This is a genomic window from Sorangium sp. So ce426 (assembly GCF_051475585.1).
Lineage (GTDB): Bacteria > Myxococcota_A > Polyangia > Polyangiales > Polyangiaceae > Sorangium > Sorangium cellulosum_B.
In genome coordinates this window covers 11,087,553-11,107,930 of sequence record NZ_CP150341.1, presented here as the reverse complement: position 1 = coordinate 11,107,930, position 20,378 = coordinate 11,087,553, and the positions used below count along the sequence as shown (strand labels likewise).

The window sequence follows — 20,378 nt, the reverse complement described above, 5'->3', positions numbered from 1 at the left end:
TGACCGCGCGCCAGCGTCACGCTCGCTCTCTACCATCCTCCGTGTGTGCCTGGCCAGCGTCCCGGCGCGTGAGCGATGTCGAAAGGCATCTGGCGTTGCATTGCATTTCGGCGACGAAATTTCTCATTCCACCCGCATCGCCCGGCCGAGGCGTACCTGAGGACCTATCTCTGGCTCTTCGGCGGCCTCGCGCCCGCCGAGGTCGAGCGCCGCGCGCGGGGGGACGACAAGGCGGCGCTGTTCGACACCTGGGGCGACTACCTCGTGGCGCTCGGGCTCCCGGATCACGGCGTGGATCTCCCGGTGATGTGATGTCGTGGTGGCTCTGTATGGCCCCGTTCGTCGGCATGACCAGTGCCGTTGGGCGAGCCGTGCTGCTGTGCTGCTGGTGATCTTGGCTTCATGGTTCACGTGGCTCCCCGCGTCCCTTGGCGAGCTCGACGAGAACCGAGGTCCGCCAGGCGCGCCCAGAGCTGCTGGAGCGCCTCGGTCAGCTTGTCGAACTGGGCGCGGGTGCCGCTCTGCACGAGGTCGCCGGAGATTCGTTCCGCGCAAGCCCGTCAAGCGCACCGCTGTCCATGCAGCTGCCTGCGCAGCTCCGGGCTCGCCTGCCACCGGTCCGTATCAGTCCGCCCATCAGCCTCGTGGAGCGCGCCCAGCGATCGCCGGCACGCGTGCCCGAGCTGCTGGTCGGGCTCCAGGATATGTTGGCCCGTTTCCTCCGCTGCTGTCACGGCTGCGGAGGGCCGCATCGTCTACGGCTCGAGTCCTCCCGAACCCCGGTCTTGCGTGACTCCCGGCGCTCCCATGGCAGGATGGCGCCCCGATGGCGCGTTTCTTCAACACCGCCGGCCCGTGCAGGCCCGACCTGCACTACATGGTCGACCCCCTCCGCCGCATCGAGCGGCTGCGGCGGCTGATCGACCGCCAGAGCTACTTCGTCGTGCACGGTCCGCGGCAGACGGGCAAGACCACGTCGCTCCTCTCGCTGGCCGCCGCGTTGACGCAGGAGGGCCGCTATGCGGCGGCGCTCCTGTCCCTCGAGGTCGGCCGCGCCTTCCCGGAGGACGTCGGCGCTGCGGAGTCAGCGATTCTTCAAGCCTTCCGGGATGACGCGGCCTTTCAACTCCCGCCCGATCTGCGTCCGCCGCCCTGGTCTGACGGGGCGCCGGGCCACCGCCTAGCCGCCGCGCTGGCCGCGTGGACGCAGGCCTGTCCTCGCCCGCTCGTGCTCTTTCTCGACGAGATCGACGCGCTCACCGGCCCCACGCTGCTCTCGGCGCTGAGCCAGCTGCGCGGGGGGCACCGCCGCAGGCCGCAGGGCTTTCCCTGGGCGATCGCCCTGATGGGGATGCGCGATGTCCGGGACTACCGGGTTACGGTGGGCGACGAGGGCCAGCTCGGCGGCGCCTCGCCGTTCAACGTGAAGGAGGAGTCCGTCCTCCTGCGCGATTTCACGCGCGAGGAGGTGGCGGGGCTCTACGCCCAGCACACGGCTGACATGGGGCAGGTCTTCGCGCCCGAGGCGGTCGACCTCGCGTTCCAGCTCACCTGCGGGCAGCCGTGGCTGGTCAACGCGCTGGCCAGGCAGATGGTGGACGAGCTCGTGCCCGACCGCAGCGTGACGCTCCTGCCCGCGCACGTTCGCGCCGCGCGCGACGCGATCGTCGTCCGGCAGGACACGCACCTCGACAGCCTCGCCGAGCGCCTGCAGGAGGACCGGGTGCGCGCGGTGATCGAGCCCATCCTCGCCGGTTCGGCGCTGGGCGCGGTCCCCGAGGACGACCAGCGCTACGCGATGGATCTCGGGCTCGTCCGCCAGGCGGCGAACGGCGCGCTGGAGATCGCCAACCCGATCTACGCGGAGATCCTCCCGCGTGCGCTGTCCGCGACCGCGCGGCGCTCGATGCCGTCGATCACGCCTACCTGGCTCCGGCAGGACGGGCGCCTCGATCCCGAGCGCTTGCTCGAGGCGTTCGTGTCGTTCTGGCGGCAGCACGCGGAGGCCTTGCTCGCCAGCACGCCCTACGCGGAGATCGCGCCGCACCTCGTGCTCATGGCCTTCCTGCACAGGGTGGTGAACGGCCACGGGCGTGTGGAGCGGGAGGTCGCGATAGGCAGCGGCCGGACGGATCTGCTGGTCGAGCACGGACAGGACCGGCTGGCGATGGAGCTCAAGGTGTGGCGCCCCGGAGAGCCGGATCCGGTGCGGGAAGGGCTCGCTCAGCTCGATGGATACCTGGAGGGCCTGGGGCTCCACCGCGGCTGGCTCCTCATCTTCGATCGGCGCCCCGGGATCCCGCGGCTGCGCGATCGCACCGCGACCGAGGCGGCGCGGACGCCGGGCGGCCGAGAGGTCACGGTGATCCGGGCTTGAGCCCTGGCCAGATCGACGCTCCGCTCGGTGGTCGGGGAGAGGCGACGCGCATCGGCCAACCCTCTCCGCCGCGCGCACGGCTACCTGCTTGCCGCTGAACGCCACGGCGAGCGCGTGCACCGGAGACGCGCCGGCAGCGCGGAGCTCGGCCGCCGCGAGCTCGCGCCCTGCCCGGACAGCGGCCTCGCCGCCTCAAGGCGGCATCACGATCAGATCCCCGATGAGCTCGTCCGTGTAGCGCCGATGCTCGCGATGGCGGTCGCGTTCGTCGTGCGGGCGCGCGCGGCCGCGGAGGGTATCCTGAGGAGCGCGTCCGATGTCTCGCCCCGCCCGCCGCCCCCGCCGCCTCGCCGTCCCGCGCCGCGCGCTGCTCGAGGCCGCCGCGGGCGCGGCGCTCGCCGGCGTCCTCGGCCTGCCGGCGCGCGCGCTCGCCGCGCAGGGCAAGGCCGCGGAGGACGAGTTCTTCCTCTTCATCCACGCGTCGGGCGGCTGGGACGTGACGCTCTGGGCCGATCCTCGGAACGAGGCCAGGGGCCTCGTGAGCCCCGCGACGACCGACAACACCGACACCGCGGGGCTCCGCCTGTGGGTCGACGCGCCCGCGGCCGGCGGGGCCAAGACCTTCGCGCCGGTGACGCCCAGGGGCTCGAGCCTCGTGTTCGGCCCGGGCATCGGCGCCCTCGCGGACATGCATGACCGGCTGTGCATCCTCAACGGCCTGGCGATGAACACCGTGAGCCACCCCGACGGCACGGCGTTCTCGACCACGGGACGGCACCTCAGCGGCGGCCGCACCCTGGCCTCCAGCGTCGACGCGATCTGCGGGAGCGAGCTCGGCGCGAGCCAGACCTTCCCCGTCGTCTCGGTCCAGTTCCCCTCTGCGTTCGTCGGCGACCGCCTCGATCGGCGCGCCGTCCCGCTCATGGTCGGGGAGATCGGCACCCTCAGCCGCTCGCTCTCCCGCGCGCGCCACTACGACACCGACGAGGACCGCGCCGCGGTGACCGCGCTCCTCTCCGAGGAGGCCAGGTCCCTCGCCGCGCGATCCAGCCACACCGACGCCCTGCGCGGCTTCGCCATCCAGGCGGACGGGCTGGGCAAGATGCTGAGCTCAGGCCTCCAGGAGGTGTTCTCCAGGGGCAAGCTCATCCAGGCGCACCCGGAGTTCAACCACGCGGCCCGCTTCGCCAGGCAAGCGGCCGTCAACGCCGCCTTCGCGATCGAGGCCATGCGGCGGAACGTGGTCCGCTGCGTGAGCTTCTCGAGCAGCGGGTTCGACACGCACACGAGCACCTACCGCCAGCACGCGGCCACCCAGCAGGAGCTCTTCGATCTGATCGCCGCCCTGCTCGGCTCGCTCGACAGGACCCCGCACCCGACCCGGGCCGGCAAGAAGCTCTCGGATCACACCCACCTCCTCGTGACGAGCGACTTCTGCCGCACGCCTCAGCTCAACACGGCGATGGGCCGCGACCACTATCCCAACAACTCCGCCATGGTGATCTCCCCGCGCTTCCGCGGGAGCTTCGCGTTCGGCAAGACCGACCCGGAGCAGCTCCTGCCGGCCCCGGCGAAGACGTTCCAGGGCGGGCCGCGGCCGATCGCCCCGCCCGACCTGCTCGCCACCTTCCTGTTCGCCTTCGGCATCTCCCCGCGCGAGCACCTGCGCGACGGCGAGGTGGTGCCGGAGCTGCTCCGGTCGCCGTGACGCTCCTCCGCCGAGCGGCGTCCGCCGCCGCGCTGGCGCTTTCATCTTCCGCGCTGGCGCTCTCGTCCTCCGCACTGGCGCTCTCGTCCTCGGCGCTGGCGCTCTCGCTCGCGGGATGCGCGGCGCAGGCCGCGGCGCCCCTCCCGCCGCTCGTCGTGCGCGAGGTCGCGTGGCCGTCCCCGGGGGAGCTCGGCCCGGTGCGCGCGGTCGCCGACGACGGGCGCCGCGTCGTGGTGTTCCACGACGGCGCCGCGGCCGTCTTCGTGAACGGCGCCCTCGCCAGGGTGGAGCGCGCGCCCCACCGCTGGGTGAGCGCCGCGGCCCTGCCCGCGCCCGACGGCTACGGCACGTGGATCGTCGGCGTCGATGCCGAGGGCCGGCTGCTGCGGCTGCCGGGCCAGGGGGCCTTCGAGGCCGTCTCCGACCGCTACGGCCTCGAGCGCGCCGCGGTGCGGTCCGCGATCGGCCTCGGCGAGGGCGGCGCCGCCTTCGCGCTGGACCGCGAGATCGCGGTGGCGGACGGCGAGACCGTCACGCGCTACGCGACCGGCCCGCTCGCGACGCTCGCGGCGGGGGCCGGGCGCGTGGCCTTCGCGGCCGGGGGCGATGAGCTCGGCGCCCTCGACGTCGCCACGAGGGCGCTGCGATCGTACCCGCTCCCGGCGGGCGGCGCCGCGCCGCTGCTCGCCCTGACCGGCGCGGGCGCGCTGCTCGCGGCGACGCCCGCGGCGCTCTACGCGGAGGACGGCGCCGGCGTCCTGCGCCTCCGGTTCCGGGCGCGCGCCGCGCTCCACGGGCTCGCCGTCTCCGGCGAGCGCGCGTGGTTCGCCGACGGCGACGAGCTCGGCGTGCTCGATCAGGCCGGCGCGCGCGAGACCCGCGGCGCGCGCCTCCCGCAGGGCGGCAGGCTCGTCGGCTCGCCGAGCGGCGACGTGTGGATGCTCGCGTCGGGCGCCCTCCGGCGCTTCGCCGCAGAGGACGGCGACGGGCCCGCCTGGGGCGAGATCGCGCCCGTGTTCGCCCGCGCGTGCGCGCGCTGCCACCTCCCGCGCGGCGAGGGCGGCGTCGACCTCTCCACGCCCTCGGCGTGGGCTTCGCTCCGCGAGGCCATCGCGCGCCGGGTCGTGGACGAGCGGAATATGCCGCCCCCGGGATACGCGCTGTCCGAGGCCGACCGCGCGCGGATCCGCGCCTTCGTCGGGCGCGCAGGGCCGCCCGCGCGGCCGTGATGTGAGCTCGCCGCCGTCGCCGCGATGCGCGCTCGCCCGCGCGACCGAGAGGCGCGCTCGCCGCCGCCGCGCGCCCGTCTTGCGCTACCCTGGGGCACCATCGCGAAGAGGAGAGCTGCCTGATGATGTCGTTCAGCCCGGATCCGCGCGTCGCAGAGCAGCAGATGCACGCCATCATCTACTACCTCACGGGGTTCGGGTACATCGACGGCGAGCTCGATCCGACCGAGAAGTCCTTCATCCGCGGCTACATCCACGACCTCGTCCGGCAGCGCGCGCGCGACGCCCTCGGCGGCGAGGGCCAGGAGAGCCAGGACGTCGTCGGCCGGTGGACCAGCCACTTCCACGAGGTCTTCTCCGAGATCGACCACCAGATCCAGAGCCATTTCACCGAGAGCGTCGCCGAGGGAGAGGACCCGAAGGACTTCGTCCTCTCCAAGATCAAGCTCCGCTGCTTCGAGCTCCTCGACGGCTTCGACGACGACAACCGCAAGGCGCTGCTCGCGACCGTCGACGAGCTCATGCTCGCCGACGGCGTCGTCCACCCGAACGAGCAGCGGTTCCGCGACGAGCTCTCGTCGCTCCTGTCGGCGTCCCCGATCGAGATCGACGACGTCGACATCGAGACGATCGAGCAGGGCGCGGTGGTGATCGATCCGGCCACGCGCAAGCAGGCGCGCGAGGTCGATCACCCGTTCTTCAAGGCGTTCGAGTGGGACTACGCGAGCGATCCGGCCACGTTCGCGGAGCAGGCCAAGGTCGACATGGACCTGATGCGCAGGTTCGAGGCGAAGCTCGAGGAGCAGCGCGCGCGCGGCGCGGGCCGGCTCGACGGCGCCGCGGATCTCGCGGGCTTCGCCGGGCAGGCGCCGTTCCTCGACGGCCACGTCTACGTCGCCTCGCCCGACCCCGCCGAGGACGTCGAGCTCCTTGTCATCGGCGATCTGCACGGCTGCTACTCGTGCCTCAAGGGGGCGCTGATGCAGGCCGACTTCTTCGCCAAGGTGCAGGCCCACCGCGACGACCCCGCGCACAACCCGCGGATGCTGCTGGTGTTCCTGGGCGACTACATCGATCGCGGCAGGTTCAGCTACAACGGCGTCCTGCGCACGGTGATGCAGCTCTTCCTCGCCGCGCCCGACAACGTCTTCGTGCTGCGCGGCAATCACGAGTACTACGTCGAGCTGAACGGCCGCGTCCTCGCGCCGGTGCGGCCCTCCGAGGCGATGAGCTCGCTCGCGGCCATCGCGCCGAACGAGGTGTTCGCCGCCTACATGCGCCTCTTCGAGGCGCTCCCCAACATGCTGGTCTTCGACAGGATCCTCTTCGTCCACGCGGGGATCCCGCGCGACGAGACCATCGCCGCCCGGTGGACGTCGGTGTCCTCGCTCAACGACCCGGAGATCCGGTTCCAGATGCTCTGGAGCGATCCCAGCGAGGTCGACGCGATCCCCGCGGAGCTCCAGAAGTCGACGGCGCGCTTCCCCTTCGGCAAGCGGCAGTTCAAGAGCTTCATGCAGAAGCTCGGCTGTACCACGCTGATCCGCGGCCACGAGCGCGTCCCGGAGGGCTTCCGCGTCGTGCACGACGACCCCGACGGGGTGCTGCTGACCCTGTTCTCCGCGGGCGGGAAGACCAACGACGACCTGCCGCTGACCAGCAACTACCGCGAGGTCACGCCGATGGCCCTCACCATCCGGTACAAGGGCGGCGTGAGCCAGCTGACCCCGTTCGCGATCGAGTACGAGCGGTACAACGATCCCAAGTACAACGCGTTCTTCCGCGAGCAGCTGCCGTCGATCCATCCGTAGGGCGCGATGGGAGGCGCAGGACGCCGTGCGGGACGGCGATCCGTCGGCCGCGCTCGATCGCCTCGACGACCTCGGCGCCCGGTTTCCAGAGGGCCAGCTCCGCGAGGAGCGCATGGCCGCGCGGGTGCTCGCCCTCTGCGCCGCAGGGCGGGCGCCGGAGGCGCGCGCGGAGGCCGAGCGGCTCCTCGGCGAGGCGCCGGGCTCGGTGCACGCGGGCCGCGTCCGCGCCTCGTGCGCGTTCCGAGAAAATCTCGACTGACAGAGACGGATGTTCCTCGCGCCGGCCATGTAGCGATGGACCGCAAGAGACAGGAGGAACCATGAATCATTCGACTCGCGTCGCGCTCGCGTTGCTCTTCGCTGCTGCCTCGCTCGGGAACACCGGCTGTCAGCCGCAGGACCTGCCCATCGGCGGCGATGAGGCCAGCTCGGGCGGCGGTGAGGCCAGCTCCGGCGGCGAGGGATCCGACACGGCCTCCCTGCTCATCGCTCACTGGGAGGGATACGTCGAGAACTTCAAGTTCCGCGCGGGATCGGACGTGATCCAGATCGACATCGACACCGTGGAGGGCACATCGATCCAGGGGAAGGTGCGCTTCGGCACGGGAGCCTCCCTGCCCCCGGCCGTGGATCCGGACGTGCCCTATCCCGAAAACCTCGGGCTGTTCGGCGACTACAATATCGGCCTGCCTTACGAAGGGTTCGATTTCACGATGCTCGGCGCGCAGCTCACCGACCGCCGGCTGCGTTTCGCCATCGACCCCCGGGAGCTCTGGAAGGGCTGGTGCGAGCTTCAGGCGTCGTCCCCAGGCTCAGGCTCCTACGAATGCGTGCACAACGGGGGGGCGTGGGAAGAAACGTCCGAGGGCTGTTTCGCGGGCGGGCGGCCTGTCGACTGCGGATACCTCGCGCTGTGTGAAAGCGGCGTTTGCGGTTGTCGTGAGCCCGGATGCGCCGCTGCGCGCGACGTGCTCGCCTTCGATCTTCTCGTCGACCAGCAGAGGGCGGACGGCAGCATCGCGTTCGAGAGCACCACTTACAATGTCCGGCTGACGCGCGACCCCTGACGGCGAGCCGCTCAGGGACCGGTCCCCTCGACGACGCCGTCATGGTGTGCCGCGCCGCCTGGCACACCGAGGCCCGCCGCCCGCGCGATCCGGGCCGAGATCGGCGGGCGCACCGACCGGACGCCCAGGGCATGCCCGTTGCAACTCGCCCGGCATGCCTCGGCGCTTATCCCTGGGTCTTGGCTTGCTTACCTCCCTTCTGCTCGCCGCAGGCTGCTCCGGGAAGGTGGATCCCGCGGGCTCGGGCGGCGGGGACCCAAGCGGAGGCGGTTCGTCCGCGGAGACCGGCGGCGGTGGCGGAGGCGGGCAGTTGCCCGTCCGGTGCCTGCTGCCGGCGGATCCCGGCCGGTGTGACGCGGCGTTCCCGAAATACTGGTACGACCCGGCCGCCGGCGCGTGCAGGGAGTTCACCTACGGCGGCTGCGAGGGCAACGAGAACCGCTTCGATTCCCTCTCCGCGTGCGAGGAGGCCTGTCGGGGCGAGCTGCCCGACATAGGCGTCTGTAACGCGCCGAGCGATTGCATCCTCGTGTCGCGGGGCTGCTGCGGCGCCTGTGACACGGCCAAGGCCGAGAACTTCAGGGCCATCAACCGCGCCGGGACGAAGCTCAACGAGATCATCCAGGGGTGCGGGGGCGTCTCGTGCGGGGCGTGCCCGGAGGTCACCGAGGCGGAGCGCACGACCCAGTACTTCACCGCCACGTGCGAGGCGGGGCGCTGCGTCGTCCTCGACGTGCGCGAGTCGCCGCTGACGGAGTGCACGGTCGACTCGGACTGCGTCCTGCGCGACGGCCTCGGCTGCTGCGAGGGGTGCGACGGGACAGGCATCGTCGCCCTCACCCAGAGCGCGGAGCTCGACGCCCTGGTCTGCCCCGCCGGCATGGGCGCGTGCCCTCCGTGCGCGCCCGTGTTCCCGGACGGGATGACGGCGGTCTGCTCGTCGGGCAGGTGTCAGCCGCAGATGCCCCCGACACCTTGAACGACAAGGGACGACCAGCGCTCCGGGCGTGCGTGGTCAGGCGCTGTCTCCCGAATCGTAGATAAGACACTTTCCTGTGCCCACCTGGGCGCCTTTCGCGGCTCGGCGCGTCAATGGCCGCGCTGCGCCGATTCCGGTGAACAGCGCTGGCGCATTGGACGGGAAGGACGGAAACTGACCGCTCCACCGCCACCTCGCATTGACGCTGAGCGCGTGGCGCCGATAGCCTCTTCCATGGAGCGCTCGTAGATTCTTCTTTCTTCGACCTCATTCACGAAGGAGCTGCCCGTGAATCGAAGCACCCCGAGGATGCTGCTCGCGGCCATCGCGCTCTCCAGCGCGGCCGCGTGCTCGGGATCGTCTGGAGACGGCGGATCGAATCCGGGCGACGGTCCCGGCCCTGGTCCCGGCCCCGGCCCCGGTCCCGGCCCCAGCGCCCAGTGCGAGCCCGGCGTCACAGCGCCAGGCCCCACCCCGCGCCTGACGCGGCTGACGCACGCGCAGTACGACAACACCATCCGGGACCTCTTCGGCAAGGACATGAAGGCCTCGGCGGCGTTCCTCGCGGACCCGGCGTTCGAGGGGTTCAACAACAACGCCAAGGGGCTCCTCGTCTCCGACCGCCTCGCCCGCGATTACCGCCGCGCCGCGGAGACCATCGCGGCCGACGCCGTCGTCGACCAGGCCGTGCTCGGCAAGATCGTGCCGTGCGCGCCGGAGGGCGACGGCGCGGCCTGCGCCCGGCAGCTCATCCGGGAGCTCGGCAAGCGCGTCTACAGGAGGCCGCTCTCGGCGGAGCAGGAGGAGGCGTACGCCGCCGCGTACGCCCGCGGCAACGGCCTCTTCGACGCGGGCACGCCGTTCGAGCAGGGCGTGCGCCACGTCATCGAGGCGATGCTCCAGTCGCCGCACTTCCTCTACCGCATCGAGCTCAGCGAGGAGCTCGACGGCGCGGGGATCATCCCGCTCGACGCCTACGAGGTCGCGACGCGGCTCTCGTACCTGCTCTGGAACAGCCTGCCCGACGACGCGCTCCTCGAAGCGGCGGAGGGCGGCGCGCTGGGCACGCCCGAGGGCATCGAGGCCGAGGCGCGGCGCATGCTCGCCGACCCCAGGGCCACGAGCGCTCTGGACGACTTCCACGCCCAGTGGCTCCACATGAGCCGTTACGCGGATCTCTCGAAGGATCCGGCGCTCTACGAGGACTTCGACGCCAGCGTGTCCTCGGCCATGGCGGCCGAGACGAGGCAGTTCATCCGGCACGTCGTCCTCGAAATGGAGGGTGACTTCAGGACGCTGATGACGGCGCCCGTCGGCTTCGTGAACGACAGGCTCGCCCCGATCTACGGCGTGGAGGGGTCGTTCACGAGCGAGCTCGTGGAGACGCCGCTCGACCCGGCGGAGCGGGCGGGGCTCCTCACGCAGGCCGGCTTCCTGAGCTCGCACGCGTTCTTCAACAAGAGCTCGCCGATTCACCGCGGCGTGTTCATCCAGCGCCAGATCCTCTGCACCGACCTCCCGGACCCGCCGGCGGACATCAACACGACGCTGCCGCCCATTCAGGGCGAGATCAGGACGACGCGCGACCAGGTGGAGGTGCACACGTCGCCGGACGCGTGCAACAAGTGCCATAGCGTGATCAACCCGCCGGGCTTCGCGCTGGAGCACTTCGACGCGGTCGGGCGCTACCGCGCCGACGAGGACGGCGAGACGATCGACGCGACAGGCACGATCGCCGTCGGAAAGGCCGAGATCCGCTTCGACGGCGCCGTGGATCTCGCGACGCAGCTCGCGGAGAGCCCCGTCGCGCAGCGGTGTTATCTGACGAACTGGTACCGCTACGGCAATGCGCGCCAGCTCTCGCGCGAGGACGCGTGCACGATCGCCGAGCTCGACGAGAAGCTCGGCGCTTCCGGGTACAACATCAAGGAGCTGCTGGTCGCGCTCACGCAGACGAAGACGTTCAGGTACCGGGCCGTGGAAGAGGTGGACCAATGAATCGCAGAACGTTCTTGCGGGGCGCGTGCGGGGTGATGCTCGGCCTCCCGCTCCTCGAGTCGCTGCGCCCGCGCGACGCCAAGGCCGACGCGACCGCGCCGCGCCGGTTCATCGCCTTCTTCATGTGCAACGGCGTGAACATGGCCAAGTTCTTCCCGAGCACGCAGTACGGCGCGCTGACGGCCGCCTCGTTCGGGTCGACGCGGGCGATAGCGCCGCTCGCCGCGTACCGGGACAAGCTCCTGATCCCGCGGGGCATCCACATGGTGCCGCGCGGCTACGGGTTCGACCCGAGCGCGGGCGACGATCACGCGAAGGGGATGGGCTGCAAGCTCACTGCGCAGCCGCTCGTCCAGGGCACCCAGTACGCGGCGGGGATCTCGCTCGACCAGTTCATCGCGAACAAGATCAACCCGCCGGGCACGCCCGCGCTCACGCTGATGGTCGGGGCGAAGACGCCGAACGTGCGCGGGCACATCTCGTACACCGGAAGCGAGCAGCCCGTCAGCGGCGAGAACAACCCGTGGCTCGCGTACCGGGACCTGGTCGGCGGGACGGACCTCGAAGAGGAGGCGCTCGCGCGGCTCACGAAGCGCCGCGAGAGCGTGCTCGACCTGGTCTCGGTCGAGTACGAGGCCCTGCTCAAGAAGAAGCTCAGCAAGGCCGATCGCGACAAGCTCGACATGCACTTCCAGACGGTGCGCGACCTCGAGGTGGGCATGGGCGGCTCGGGGATCATCCCGCGCGAGCTCTCGCCGGAGCGCGCGGCGGAGATCGAGGGGATCGACCCGGACACCGTGGGGTTCGACGCGGAGTTCAAGAAGGTCGGGCGGATGCAGATGGACATCCTCGCGCTGGCGATCGCGACCGGCGCGACGCGGTCGGCGACGCTGCAATGGGGCTCGGGCGCGGCGGGGCCCATCTTCAAGTGGGATGGGATGGCCCACGAGTACAACCACCACAAGCTCTCGCACGGGAACACGAGGGACGACGACACCGGGAGCGCCGTCGACGGCTACGAGGAGATGCTCTTCGACATCGATCGCTGGTTCATGGGCGAGTATGTCTATCTGCTCGACCGGCTCGCGGGCTACGAGGAGGGCGGGGCGACGGTGCTCGACAACAGCGCCGTCGTGTTCATGAACGAGCTCTCCGACGGCCTGCGCCACGATTTCCGCGACCTGCCGTACATCATCGCGGGGAGCTGCGGCGGCTACTTCAAGACGGGGCAGTACATCAAGGTGACGCGGCAGTCCAATACGGTGCAGGACAAGGACGCGCCCCACAACAAGCTGCTCACGACGCTCGCGAACGCGGTCGGCTGCACCGAGCAGGGCGGGGGGCCGATCACGAACTTCGGCTCCTTCGGCCAGCCCGGCGAGCTCGACGAGCTCAAGGCCTGATCCGGCGCGGGCCCTGGACAGACCTGGTCCGCAAAAATATCACATCACGTCAAGGTTCCAATCATGGCCGCAACGTAAAGAACGTGTTGCCGGCCAGCGTACGAACCCTCGCGAATCCGGGCCCTGGACTTCCAGTCCCTGCGGCTCTCCACCCGAACAAGCCTGTTGGGCTTGGGTCGCGGACGGCGACCCGCAGCCGAGCCACGTCGATGGCATTCTGTATGAACCTTCGAAAATCCGACTGCATTCGGTCATTGTCATTGTTCGCGATATTGACCATCTGCTGCAGCCGACGACGGACCCCCTGATCGTAGTTCGGATAATCGGAGAACCCATCGAACTGATCGGCGGCGCGAATGATGTCGATCAAATTTCTCGCCCCGCGTGCCCCGAATCGAGAAGGATCGGTCGCCAATCGATTCTCCAGAGCCCGTTGCATCCACCCCATGCTCTCCAAGGTGTCTGCTGCCAGGTAGTCTGCGTGGGAAGGACCGCGGGCCTCCGACATCAACAGCCTGGCGACAGCTCCAGCTTCAGTAGCAGGATCTGGCAACTCTATCGCAGCATCAACCACGACCCTCAGCGTCGCCTGGATTCCGGACCGCGTCGCCGCGGTCACCGTGACAGCGCCGCTGCCTGATGTCGTGGCAAGCGCGCTGAGGTAAAACGAAAAATTGCCAACGGCGCGTACGCGAGGTACGCCATCGACGCTGACCACATCAGGATCACTGCTCGTTATTCTGGGAAGACCATCCGCGCGTGGAACATCGGCGATCTCGATGCCGGCCGAAGAGTTCCCTTCGGTGCTCGATATGTGAATGGTCACATCCGTAACGTCGGTTCCATGTCGCCGAAAACGCATATATCACCTTCATACAGCGCAAGGCCAGATCGACGCTTTACCCCTGCATCACTCTCCAGACCTGTGCAAGGCCGGGGTCTCTCCCAGCGACTCGCAATTTTACCAGCTGTACTGGCGCCGCTGCAAGCTGCGGGCCTACGGACCTTCGCAGCCCCTGCCGTGGTCCTCGAGCTCGCGCCGGCGGGCAAGGCGTGCGTCGGCTCACCGGGATGTGGGTGTGCTCGGGGAGGTGGAGCGAGTCGAAGGCGCGCGCCTCCACGGCGCGCGCCAGCTCTACGATGCCGATACCGCGATCAAGTCCCAGGCATCTTGATGCCGCGCTCGTCCATCACGGCCTTGTTGCGCGCCTCGCTCTTCGCGTACGCCGGGCGGGCTCTGACCCGCTCGGCATATCCGGTGAAGCTCGGGCGCGGCTCGAGCATCTTGAAGTCGAGCATGTACGCGATGGTGCCGCCGAAGATGACGTCGGCCATCGAGAACTCCTTGCCGAGGACGAAGTCACGGCCAGAGATGGCCGATTCCATCGTCGCGATCATGTCGTCGTAGTTGCCCCAACCGGCGGAGCCGGCGCGGAACTCCCAGTTGCCGGCCCTGGCCATCGAGCCGGGCTCGATGACCGAGGGGGCGAAGAGCGCCCAGCGAAAATAGGTGCCGCGCGCCGCGTCGTCGAGCTTCGGCGCGAGGCGGCCCGAGGCATAACGATCCGCGAGATAGAGGCCGATCGCCGCGGATTCGGTGACGGCGGTGTCGCCGTCGACGAGCAAGGGCAGCTTGCCCATCCGATTGAGCTTCGTGAAGTCCTCCTTCTTCTGGTCGCCGGCCATGATGTCGACGAACTTGAGCTCGTACTCGACGCCGACTTCCTCGAGCATCCACACAGTGTTGGCGGCGCGCGAAAACGGGTGGTGGTAAAGAACGATGGCCATGGTGGTGTCTCTCTCTCTGCTAGTTTGAAGCGTCGTAGTTGAGGTTCGGGCCGAGCCAGCGCTCGACCTCCTCGACGGTCATGCCCTTGCGGCCATGGTAGTCGATCACCTGGTCGCGATCGATCTTTCCCAGGCTGAAGTACCGGGCCTCCGGGTGAGCGAAATACAGGCCGCTCACGCTCGATCCGGGCCACATCGCGAACGACTCGGTGATCTGGATGCCGGTGCTCTTCTCGACGTCGAGCAGCCGCCAGAGCGTGCCCTTCTCGGTGTGATCCGGGCACGCGGGGTACCCCGCCGCGGGCCGGATGCCGCGGTACTTCTCCTCGATGAGCTCGGCCTTGGTCAGGTCCTCCTGCCGGCCATAGCCCCACTCGTCGCGCACCCGCTTGTGCAGGCACTCGGCGAACGCCTCGGCCAGGCGATCGGCGAGCGCCTCGGCCATGATGGCGTTGTAGTCGTCGTGCACCGCCCTGAACCGCTCGCACAGCTCCTTCAGGCCGATGCCGGCGGTGACCGCGAAGCCGGCGATGTGGTCCCGGAGGCCGGTCTCCCTGGGCGCGATGAAATCCGCGAGCGACCGGTTCGGCTCGCCGCTCTCCTTCGCCGTCTGCTGGCGCAGGAAGTGAAACCGCTCGAGCACCTTCGTGCGCGTCCCGTCCGTGTACACCTCGACGTCGTCGCCCACGGCGCTCGCGGGGAAGAAGCCATACACGCCGCGCGCCGTCAGCAGCTTCTTCTCGATGATCGTGTCGAGCAGCGCGTTCGCCTCGGAGAAGAGCTGGCGCGCTTGCTCGCCGTACTTCTCGTGCTCCAGGATCCGCGGATAGACGCCCTTCAGCTCCCACGTGTGGAAGAACGGCGTCCAGTCGATGTACTCGCGCAAGGCGGCGAGCGGGAAGTCCTCGAGCACGCGCGCGCCGGTGAACTCGGGGACCGGCAGATCCTCGGCGCGCCACGCGATCCGCGTCCGGTTCGCGCGCGCGGCCTCGAGGGAGACGAGCTTGTGCTTCGGCGCCGCGTGGAGCCGCCGGAGCTTCTCGTACTCGGCGCGGTGCTGGGCGACGAACGCCGCCTTGCCCTCCTCGCTCAGCAGGCTCGTCGTGACGGGCACGGCGCGGCTCGCGTCGACCACATGCACGACCGGCTCGCTGTAATGCGGGGCCACCTTCACGGCCGTGTGCGCCTTGCTGGTCGTCGCCCCGCCGATCAGGAGCGGCAGCTTGAAGTTCTGCCGCTCCATCTCGCGGGCGACGTGGATCATCTCGTCGAGCGACGGCGTGATCAGCCCGCTCAGGCCGATCAGATCCGCCTTCTCCTGCCTGGCGCGCTCGAGGATCTTCTCGCACGGGACCATGACGCCCATGTCGATCACCTCGTAATTGTTGCACGCGAGCACGACGCCCACGATGTTCTTGCCGATGTCGTGGACATCGCCCTTCACTGTGGCGAGGACGATCTTCCCCTGCGTCTTCACCTCCTGCCCGGCGGCGGCCATCGCGGCCTTCTCCGCCTCCATGAACGGCGTGAGGTACGCGACGGCCTTCTTCATCACGCGCGCCGATTTCACCACCTGCGGCAGGAACATCTTGCCGGCGCCGAAGAGATCGCCGACGACGCTCATCCCATCCATCAGCGGGCCCTCGATCACGGAGAGCGGGCGGCCGAGCTTGGCGCGCGCGTCCTCTGTGTCGATATCGATGTACGTGTCGATGCCCTTGACCAGCGCGTGCGACAGCCGCTCCTCGACGGTGCCTTTGCGCCACTCCTCTTCTTTCTTCTCGGTCGAGGCGGCGCCGGCGCTCCTGGCCTTCAGCGCTTCGCCGAAGTCGACGAGCCGCTCCGTCGCGTCCGGGCGCCGGTTGAGCAGGACGTCCTCGACGAGCTCGCGGAGCTCCGGCTCGATCTCCTCGTACACCTCGAGCATGCCCGCGTTGACGATGCCCATGTCCATGCCGGCCCGGATGGCATGGTAGAGGAACGCCGAGTGCATGGCCTCGCGCACCCGGTTGTTGCCGCGGAAGCTGAACGAGATGTTCGACACGCCGCCGCTGACCTTGGCGTGCGGCAGGTTGGCCTTGATCCAGCGCGTGGCCTCGATGAAGTCGACGGCGTAATTGTTGTGCTCCTCCATGCCGGTGGCGACCGTGAGGATGTTCGGATCGAAGATGATGTCCTCGGGAGGAAACCCCACCTCGTCGACGAGGATGCCGTACGCGCGCTTGCAGATCCGGATCTTGTCCTCGTAGGTGGCGGCCTGCCCTTGCTCGTCGAAGGCCATGACCACGACGGCGGCGCCGTACTTGAGGACGGTCCTCGCGCTCTCGCGGAACTTCGCCTCACCCTCCTTGAGCGAGATGGAGTTCACGATGCCCTTGCCCTGCATGCACCTGAGGCCCGCCTCGATGACCTCCCATTTCGACGAGTCCACCATGAACGGGACCTTCGCCACCTCGGGCTCGCTGGCCAGGAGCAGCAGGAAGCGCGTCATCGCGGCGACGCCGTCGATCATGCCTTCGTCCATGCAGATATCGATGACGTTGGCGCCGTTCTCGACCTGCTGGCGCGCGACGCCCACCGCTTCCTCGAACTTCCCTTCCTTGATGAGCTTCGCGAACTTCGGCGATCCGGCGACGTTGGTGCGCTCGCCCAGGATCATGTAGACGCCGGGTTGCTGCGTGAACGGCTGCGAGCCGGACAGGCGCAGGGGGATCGGCGCGCCGGACGAGGCCGCGCCGCCGGGCGGGGCTTCGGCGCGGGTCTTGAGGTCGAGGGCGCGCGGGGGCTTGCCGGCGAGCGCCTTGGCGATGGCCGCGATGTGCTCGGGCGTGTTGCCGCAGCAGCCGCCGGCGATGTTGAGGAGGCCTGCGTCCGCGAAGCCGCCGATGTGGCGCGCCATGTCCGGCGGCTCCAGATCGAAGCCGGTGGGGGAGAGCGGGTTGGGCAGGCCGGCGTTCGGGTAGCAGGAGATCGCGGCGCTGGACTTCTCCGAGAGGTCGGACAGGAACGGATACATCAGGTCCGGGCCGAGCGAGCAGTTCAGCCCGATGGCGAGCGGGTCGACGTGCTTCACCGCGTTCCAGAACGCCTCGACCGTCTGCGCGGAGATCATCGTCTCTCCGCCGCGCCCGACCGCCGCCGAGATCATCACCGGCAGGGTCTTGCCGTCCTTGTCGAACACCTCTCGAATGGCGACGAGCGCGGCCTTTGCGTTGAGCGAGTCGAAGATGGTCTCGACAAGCAGCACGTCGGAGCCGCCGGCGATCAAGGCGCGGATCTGGTGGACGTACGCTGCTTTCACCTGATCGAACGTCACGACGCGGAAGCCGGGGTCGTCGGCGTCCGGGGAGTTGGACAGGGAGACGGTGAGCGGGCCGATGGCGCCCGCGACGAACCGCTGCCGCCCGTCGGCGTTCGCCACGCGATCGGCCCACTCGCGGCACTGCCGCGCGGACTGCTCGTTGATCTCCCAGGCGAGGTCGTTGAGGAACGGGTCGTCGATGATCCCTTGATAGAAGGCCGGATCCTTCCGCCCGCCGTGCTCCCGCGGGTCGTCCACGAAGAACTCGCTCTGGGTGATGCTTGTCGCGCCGAAGGTGTTCGTCTCGATGATGTCCGCGCCGGCCTCGAGGAACCGCCGGTGGATGTCGCAGATCATCTCCGGCTGCGTGAGCGAGAACAGATCGCCGTTGTTCAGCAGGTCTTTCTTCGAATCCGCGAAGCGCTTGCCCCGGATGTCCGCTTCCTTCATCCCGTAGGTGCGGATGGTCGTCCCCATCGCCCCGTCGATGATGACGATGCGGCTCTGGAGGAGCTTCTGGAGTGGGTGAAGGGGAGGCGTGGTGTTGTTGGACGGCATGATCAGCCTCGCTTGGCGCTCTTGGAGGGACCGGGGGTCGGCTTGTCGGCGATGGCGAGCACGACCTGGAAATGGGGTTTCTTCGTCTCGCGGCAGGCGACTTCGGACGCGGCGACATCGAGCTTCACGCGGGTGAGCATGGCGCGGATGTCGGAGGGCGAGAAGCCGGGGTGGCGCTCGCCGTAGGGCACGGTGATCTCCCGCTGCTGGTGCGCGTCGAGCGACAGGATGACCACCCGACCGCCCGGGCGGAGCACGCGGGCGCACTCTTCCAGCGCCCGCGGTGGGTCCTCGGCGTAGGTCAGCGTGTGAAACACGAGGACCGAGTCGAAGGAGGCGTCTCCGAACGGCAGCGCGTGGACATCGGCGACCTGGACGCGGACGTGGGGCTGGGTCGAGAACCGCTCTCTCGCGGCCTCGATCATCCGGCTGCTCGAGTCGACGCAGGTGAGCGAGCGGCAGTAAGGCGCGAGCGCGCTGGCCGCCGCGCCGTCGCCCGACCCGACGTCGAGGACGTCGCCGAGGCGGAGCAACGCGGCGATGCCGGCCGCGAGCGACTGCCACGTGCGGCCCGGGGAGTAGTGCCGCTCCATCTCGCCGGCGAAGGACTCGGGCAGGCCGCCGCGCCGCTCGGCGTCGAGCTCCAGGAGGCGCCGCTGGTCGCCCTCCAGGGTCGGGTCGGGCGATTTCGTTGCCTCATCGAGGAGGGCCTTCGCGGTCCCGGGCAGCGTGTCGACCGCGAGCGCATAGAACGACTGCGGCCCCTGGCGCCGATCCCGCACGAACCCCGCCTCGCGGAGCCGCCCGAGGTGCGTCGAGACGCGCGACTGCGCGATGCCCGTCACGCGAACCAGATCCGTCACCCGCAGCTCGCGCTCGCGGAGGAGCACGCAGAGCCGTATCCGGCTCTCGTCCCCGAGGAGGTTCAGCGTCTCGATGTATTCGGAAAGACTCATGTATTTGTGTATCTAGATGCGCGAATGTCATAGGAGCGCTGGCTGCCGGAGTCAAGCGCCCCTCGAGCGCGAAGGGTGGGTCAGAGCTCGAGCGTGCCGCCGAGCTCGAGGAAGCGCGTCCGCTCCTCGAGGCCGGCGGCGACGAACGCGCCGCGGAGGTCGTCCTCGGGCTGCCGGAAGTGCGCCCACCCGGAGCGATGGACCGGCAGGATGGTCTTCGCGTCCAGCAGGCGGCACGCGGCGATCGCCTCCGCCGCGTCGAACGTGAAGCGCGCGCGGCGGAAGCCGGGCGCGCGGGGGAAGCCGACCGCGCCGCAGTGGACGACGGCGAGGTCGACGGGGCGCTGGCGTCGGATCTCCGCGAGCGTGGCCTCGAGCGCTGGAAAGAGCACGGTGTCGCCCGAGATCCAGACGCGCGGGCCGTCGTCCACGTCGATGAGGAAGCCGGTCACCTCGTGCGCCTGCGGCGCGTAGCCCGGACCGTGGCGGGCGACGATCGTCGTGACGGTGGCCGGTCCAACGCGTGTCTTCGCTCCAGGCGCGAGCCCGACGGCGCGTCCGCCGAGCCCGAGGCCGCGGCCCGGCGCGTCCTTGGTCGCCGCGGGGCGAGCGAGCCGCCGCGCGCTCGGCACCGTCGTCACCACCCGGCCGACGCGCGCCTCGTCGGCGACGAGCGCTCGCCCGGCCATGTCGAGGTTGTCGGCGTGATGATCGTGGCTCAGGAGGACGGCGTCGAAGGAGCCGAGCGACGCCGGGCTCTCTGGCGTCACATAACGCTTCTCCGTCGCGAACCACGATCGCGGCGCGAACCATGGCCCGAAGTCGTAGGCAGTCCCCTCCTCGTCGAACACCGGATCGGTCAAGAACCGTGTCTCACCGATGCGGAGGACGAGCGTCGCTGTCCCGAGGTATGTCAGATCCATCGCGCAGCTTACGATCGCGCGAGCGCGGCGCTAGCCCGGATCGAGCTCGGGGAGGCGCTCGCGCGCTGAATGGATCAAGACGGTCGAACCGGCGGATCTGGGGCCGCCGCCGTGACCCTAGAACGCCGATCAGCTTGGCAACCATAAAAATGAGACGCCAGAAGACGCCAAGAGGCGCCAAAAGACGCCAAGAAAACAATAAAATTTTGGCGTCTCTTGGCGTCTTCTGGCGTCTCTTGGCGTCTTCTGGCGTCCCAACTTCTCGCTGTTTGCGTGCGGG

The 20,378-nt window shown here is 69.6% G+C and carries 15 protein-coding genes; 10 read left to right on the top strand and 5 right to left on the bottom strand.

What is annotated here, in order from left to right:
• Positions 1 to 75 precede the first annotated feature (75 nt).
• The 10 genes from WMF44_RS41690 (at position 76) to WMF44_RS41645 (ending at position 12,572) form a co-directional block, all read left to right on the top strand.
• Complete coding sequence (locus WMF44_RS41690) at positions 76 to 312, top strand: hypothetical protein (protein WP_437295617.1); 237 nt, start codon at positions 76 to 78, stop codon at positions 310 to 312.
• A gap of 514 nt (positions 313 to 826) precedes the next feature.
• Positions 827 to 2,377, top strand: a complete 1,551-nt coding sequence (locus tag WMF44_RS41685) for an AAA family ATPase (protein ID WP_437295616.1) — start codon at positions 827 to 829, stop codon at positions 2,375 to 2,377.
• A 316-nt stretch (positions 2,378 to 2,693) separates the two neighbouring features.
• Entirely contained in the window at positions 2,694 to 4,085 is a 1,392-nt protein-coding gene (locus tag WMF44_RS41680; RefSeq protein ID WP_437295615.1) for a DUF1501 domain-containing protein, read from the top strand.
• Positions 4,082 to 5,314, top strand: coding sequence for a c-type cytochrome (locus WMF44_RS41675; protein WP_437295614.1), 1,233 nt, complete (start codon positions 4,082 to 4,084; stop codon positions 5,312 to 5,314). The genes WMF44_RS41680 and WMF44_RS41675 overlap by 4 nt, the downstream gene beginning before the upstream one ends.
• Positions 5,315 to 5,436: 122 nt before the next feature.
• Positions 5,437 to 7,125 (top strand): metallophosphoesterase family protein, encoded by a 1,689-nt coding sequence (locus WMF44_RS41670; protein WP_437295613.1) that lies wholly within the window; start codon positions 5,437 to 5,439, stop codon positions 7,123 to 7,125.
• 25 nt (positions 7,126 to 7,150) lie between these two features.
• Entirely contained in the window at positions 7,151 to 7,384 is a 234-nt protein-coding gene (locus WMF44_RS41665; RefSeq protein WP_437295612.1) for a hypothetical protein, read from the top strand.
• A 61-nt stretch (positions 7,385 to 7,445) separates the two neighbouring features.
• On the top strand, positions 7,446 to 8,192 hold the full coding sequence (locus tag WMF44_RS41660; RefSeq protein ID WP_437295611.1) for a hypothetical protein: 747 nt from the start codon (positions 7,446 to 7,448) through the stop codon (positions 8,190 to 8,192).
• Positions 8,193 to 8,376: 184 nt separating this feature from the next.
• Positions 8,377 to 9,171, top strand: coding sequence for a BPTI/Kunitz domain-containing protein (locus WMF44_RS41655; RefSeq protein WP_437295610.1), 795 nt, complete (start codon positions 8,377 to 8,379; stop codon positions 9,169 to 9,171).
• A 288-nt stretch (positions 9,172 to 9,459) separates the two neighbouring features.
• Positions 9,460 to 11,169, top strand: a complete 1,710-nt coding sequence (locus WMF44_RS41650) for a DUF1592 domain-containing protein (RefSeq protein ID WP_437295609.1) — start codon at positions 9,460 to 9,462, stop codon at positions 11,167 to 11,169.
• On the top strand, positions 11,166 to 12,572 hold the full coding sequence (locus WMF44_RS41645; protein WP_437295608.1) for a DUF1552 domain-containing protein: 1,407 nt from the start codon (positions 11,166 to 11,168) through the stop codon (positions 12,570 to 12,572). The genes WMF44_RS41650 and WMF44_RS41645 overlap by 4 nt, the downstream gene beginning before the upstream one ends.
• A gap of 61 nt (positions 12,573 to 12,633) precedes the next feature.
• Here WMF44_RS41645 and WMF44_RS41640 read toward each other — a convergent pair whose 3' ends face one another.
• The 5 genes from WMF44_RS41640 to WMF44_RS41620 all read right to left on the bottom strand — a co-directional run bounded on the left by WMF44_RS41640 (position 12,634) and on the right by WMF44_RS41620 (position 20,098).
• Complete coding sequence (locus WMF44_RS41640) at positions 12,634 to 13,398, bottom strand: hypothetical protein (protein WP_437295607.1); 765 nt, start codon at positions 13,396 to 13,398, stop codon at positions 12,634 to 12,636.
• Positions 13,399 to 13,727: 329 nt separating this feature from the next.
• Positions 13,728 to 14,360, bottom strand: coding sequence for a glutathione S-transferase family protein (locus tag WMF44_RS41635; protein WP_437295606.1), 633 nt, complete (start codon positions 14,358 to 14,360; stop codon positions 13,728 to 13,730).
• A 19-nt stretch (positions 14,361 to 14,379) separates the two neighbouring features.
• On the bottom strand, positions 14,380 to 18,219 hold the full coding sequence (gene metH / locus WMF44_RS41630) for a methionine synthase (RefSeq protein WP_437295605.1): 3,840 nt from the start codon (positions 18,217 to 18,219) through the stop codon (positions 14,380 to 14,382).
• Between the two features lie 2 nt (positions 18,220 to 18,221).
• Positions 18,222 to 19,175, bottom strand: a complete 954-nt coding sequence (locus WMF44_RS41625) for an ArsR/SmtB family transcription factor (RefSeq protein WP_437295604.1) — start codon at positions 19,173 to 19,175, stop codon at positions 18,222 to 18,224.
• Between the two features lie 80 nt (positions 19,176 to 19,255).
• A complete protein-coding gene (locus tag WMF44_RS41620) occupies positions 19,256 to 20,098 on the bottom strand; it encodes an MBL fold metallo-hydrolase (protein WP_437295603.1) in 843 nt (280 codons plus the stop codon).
• Positions 20,099 to 20,378: the final 280 nt, after the last annotated feature.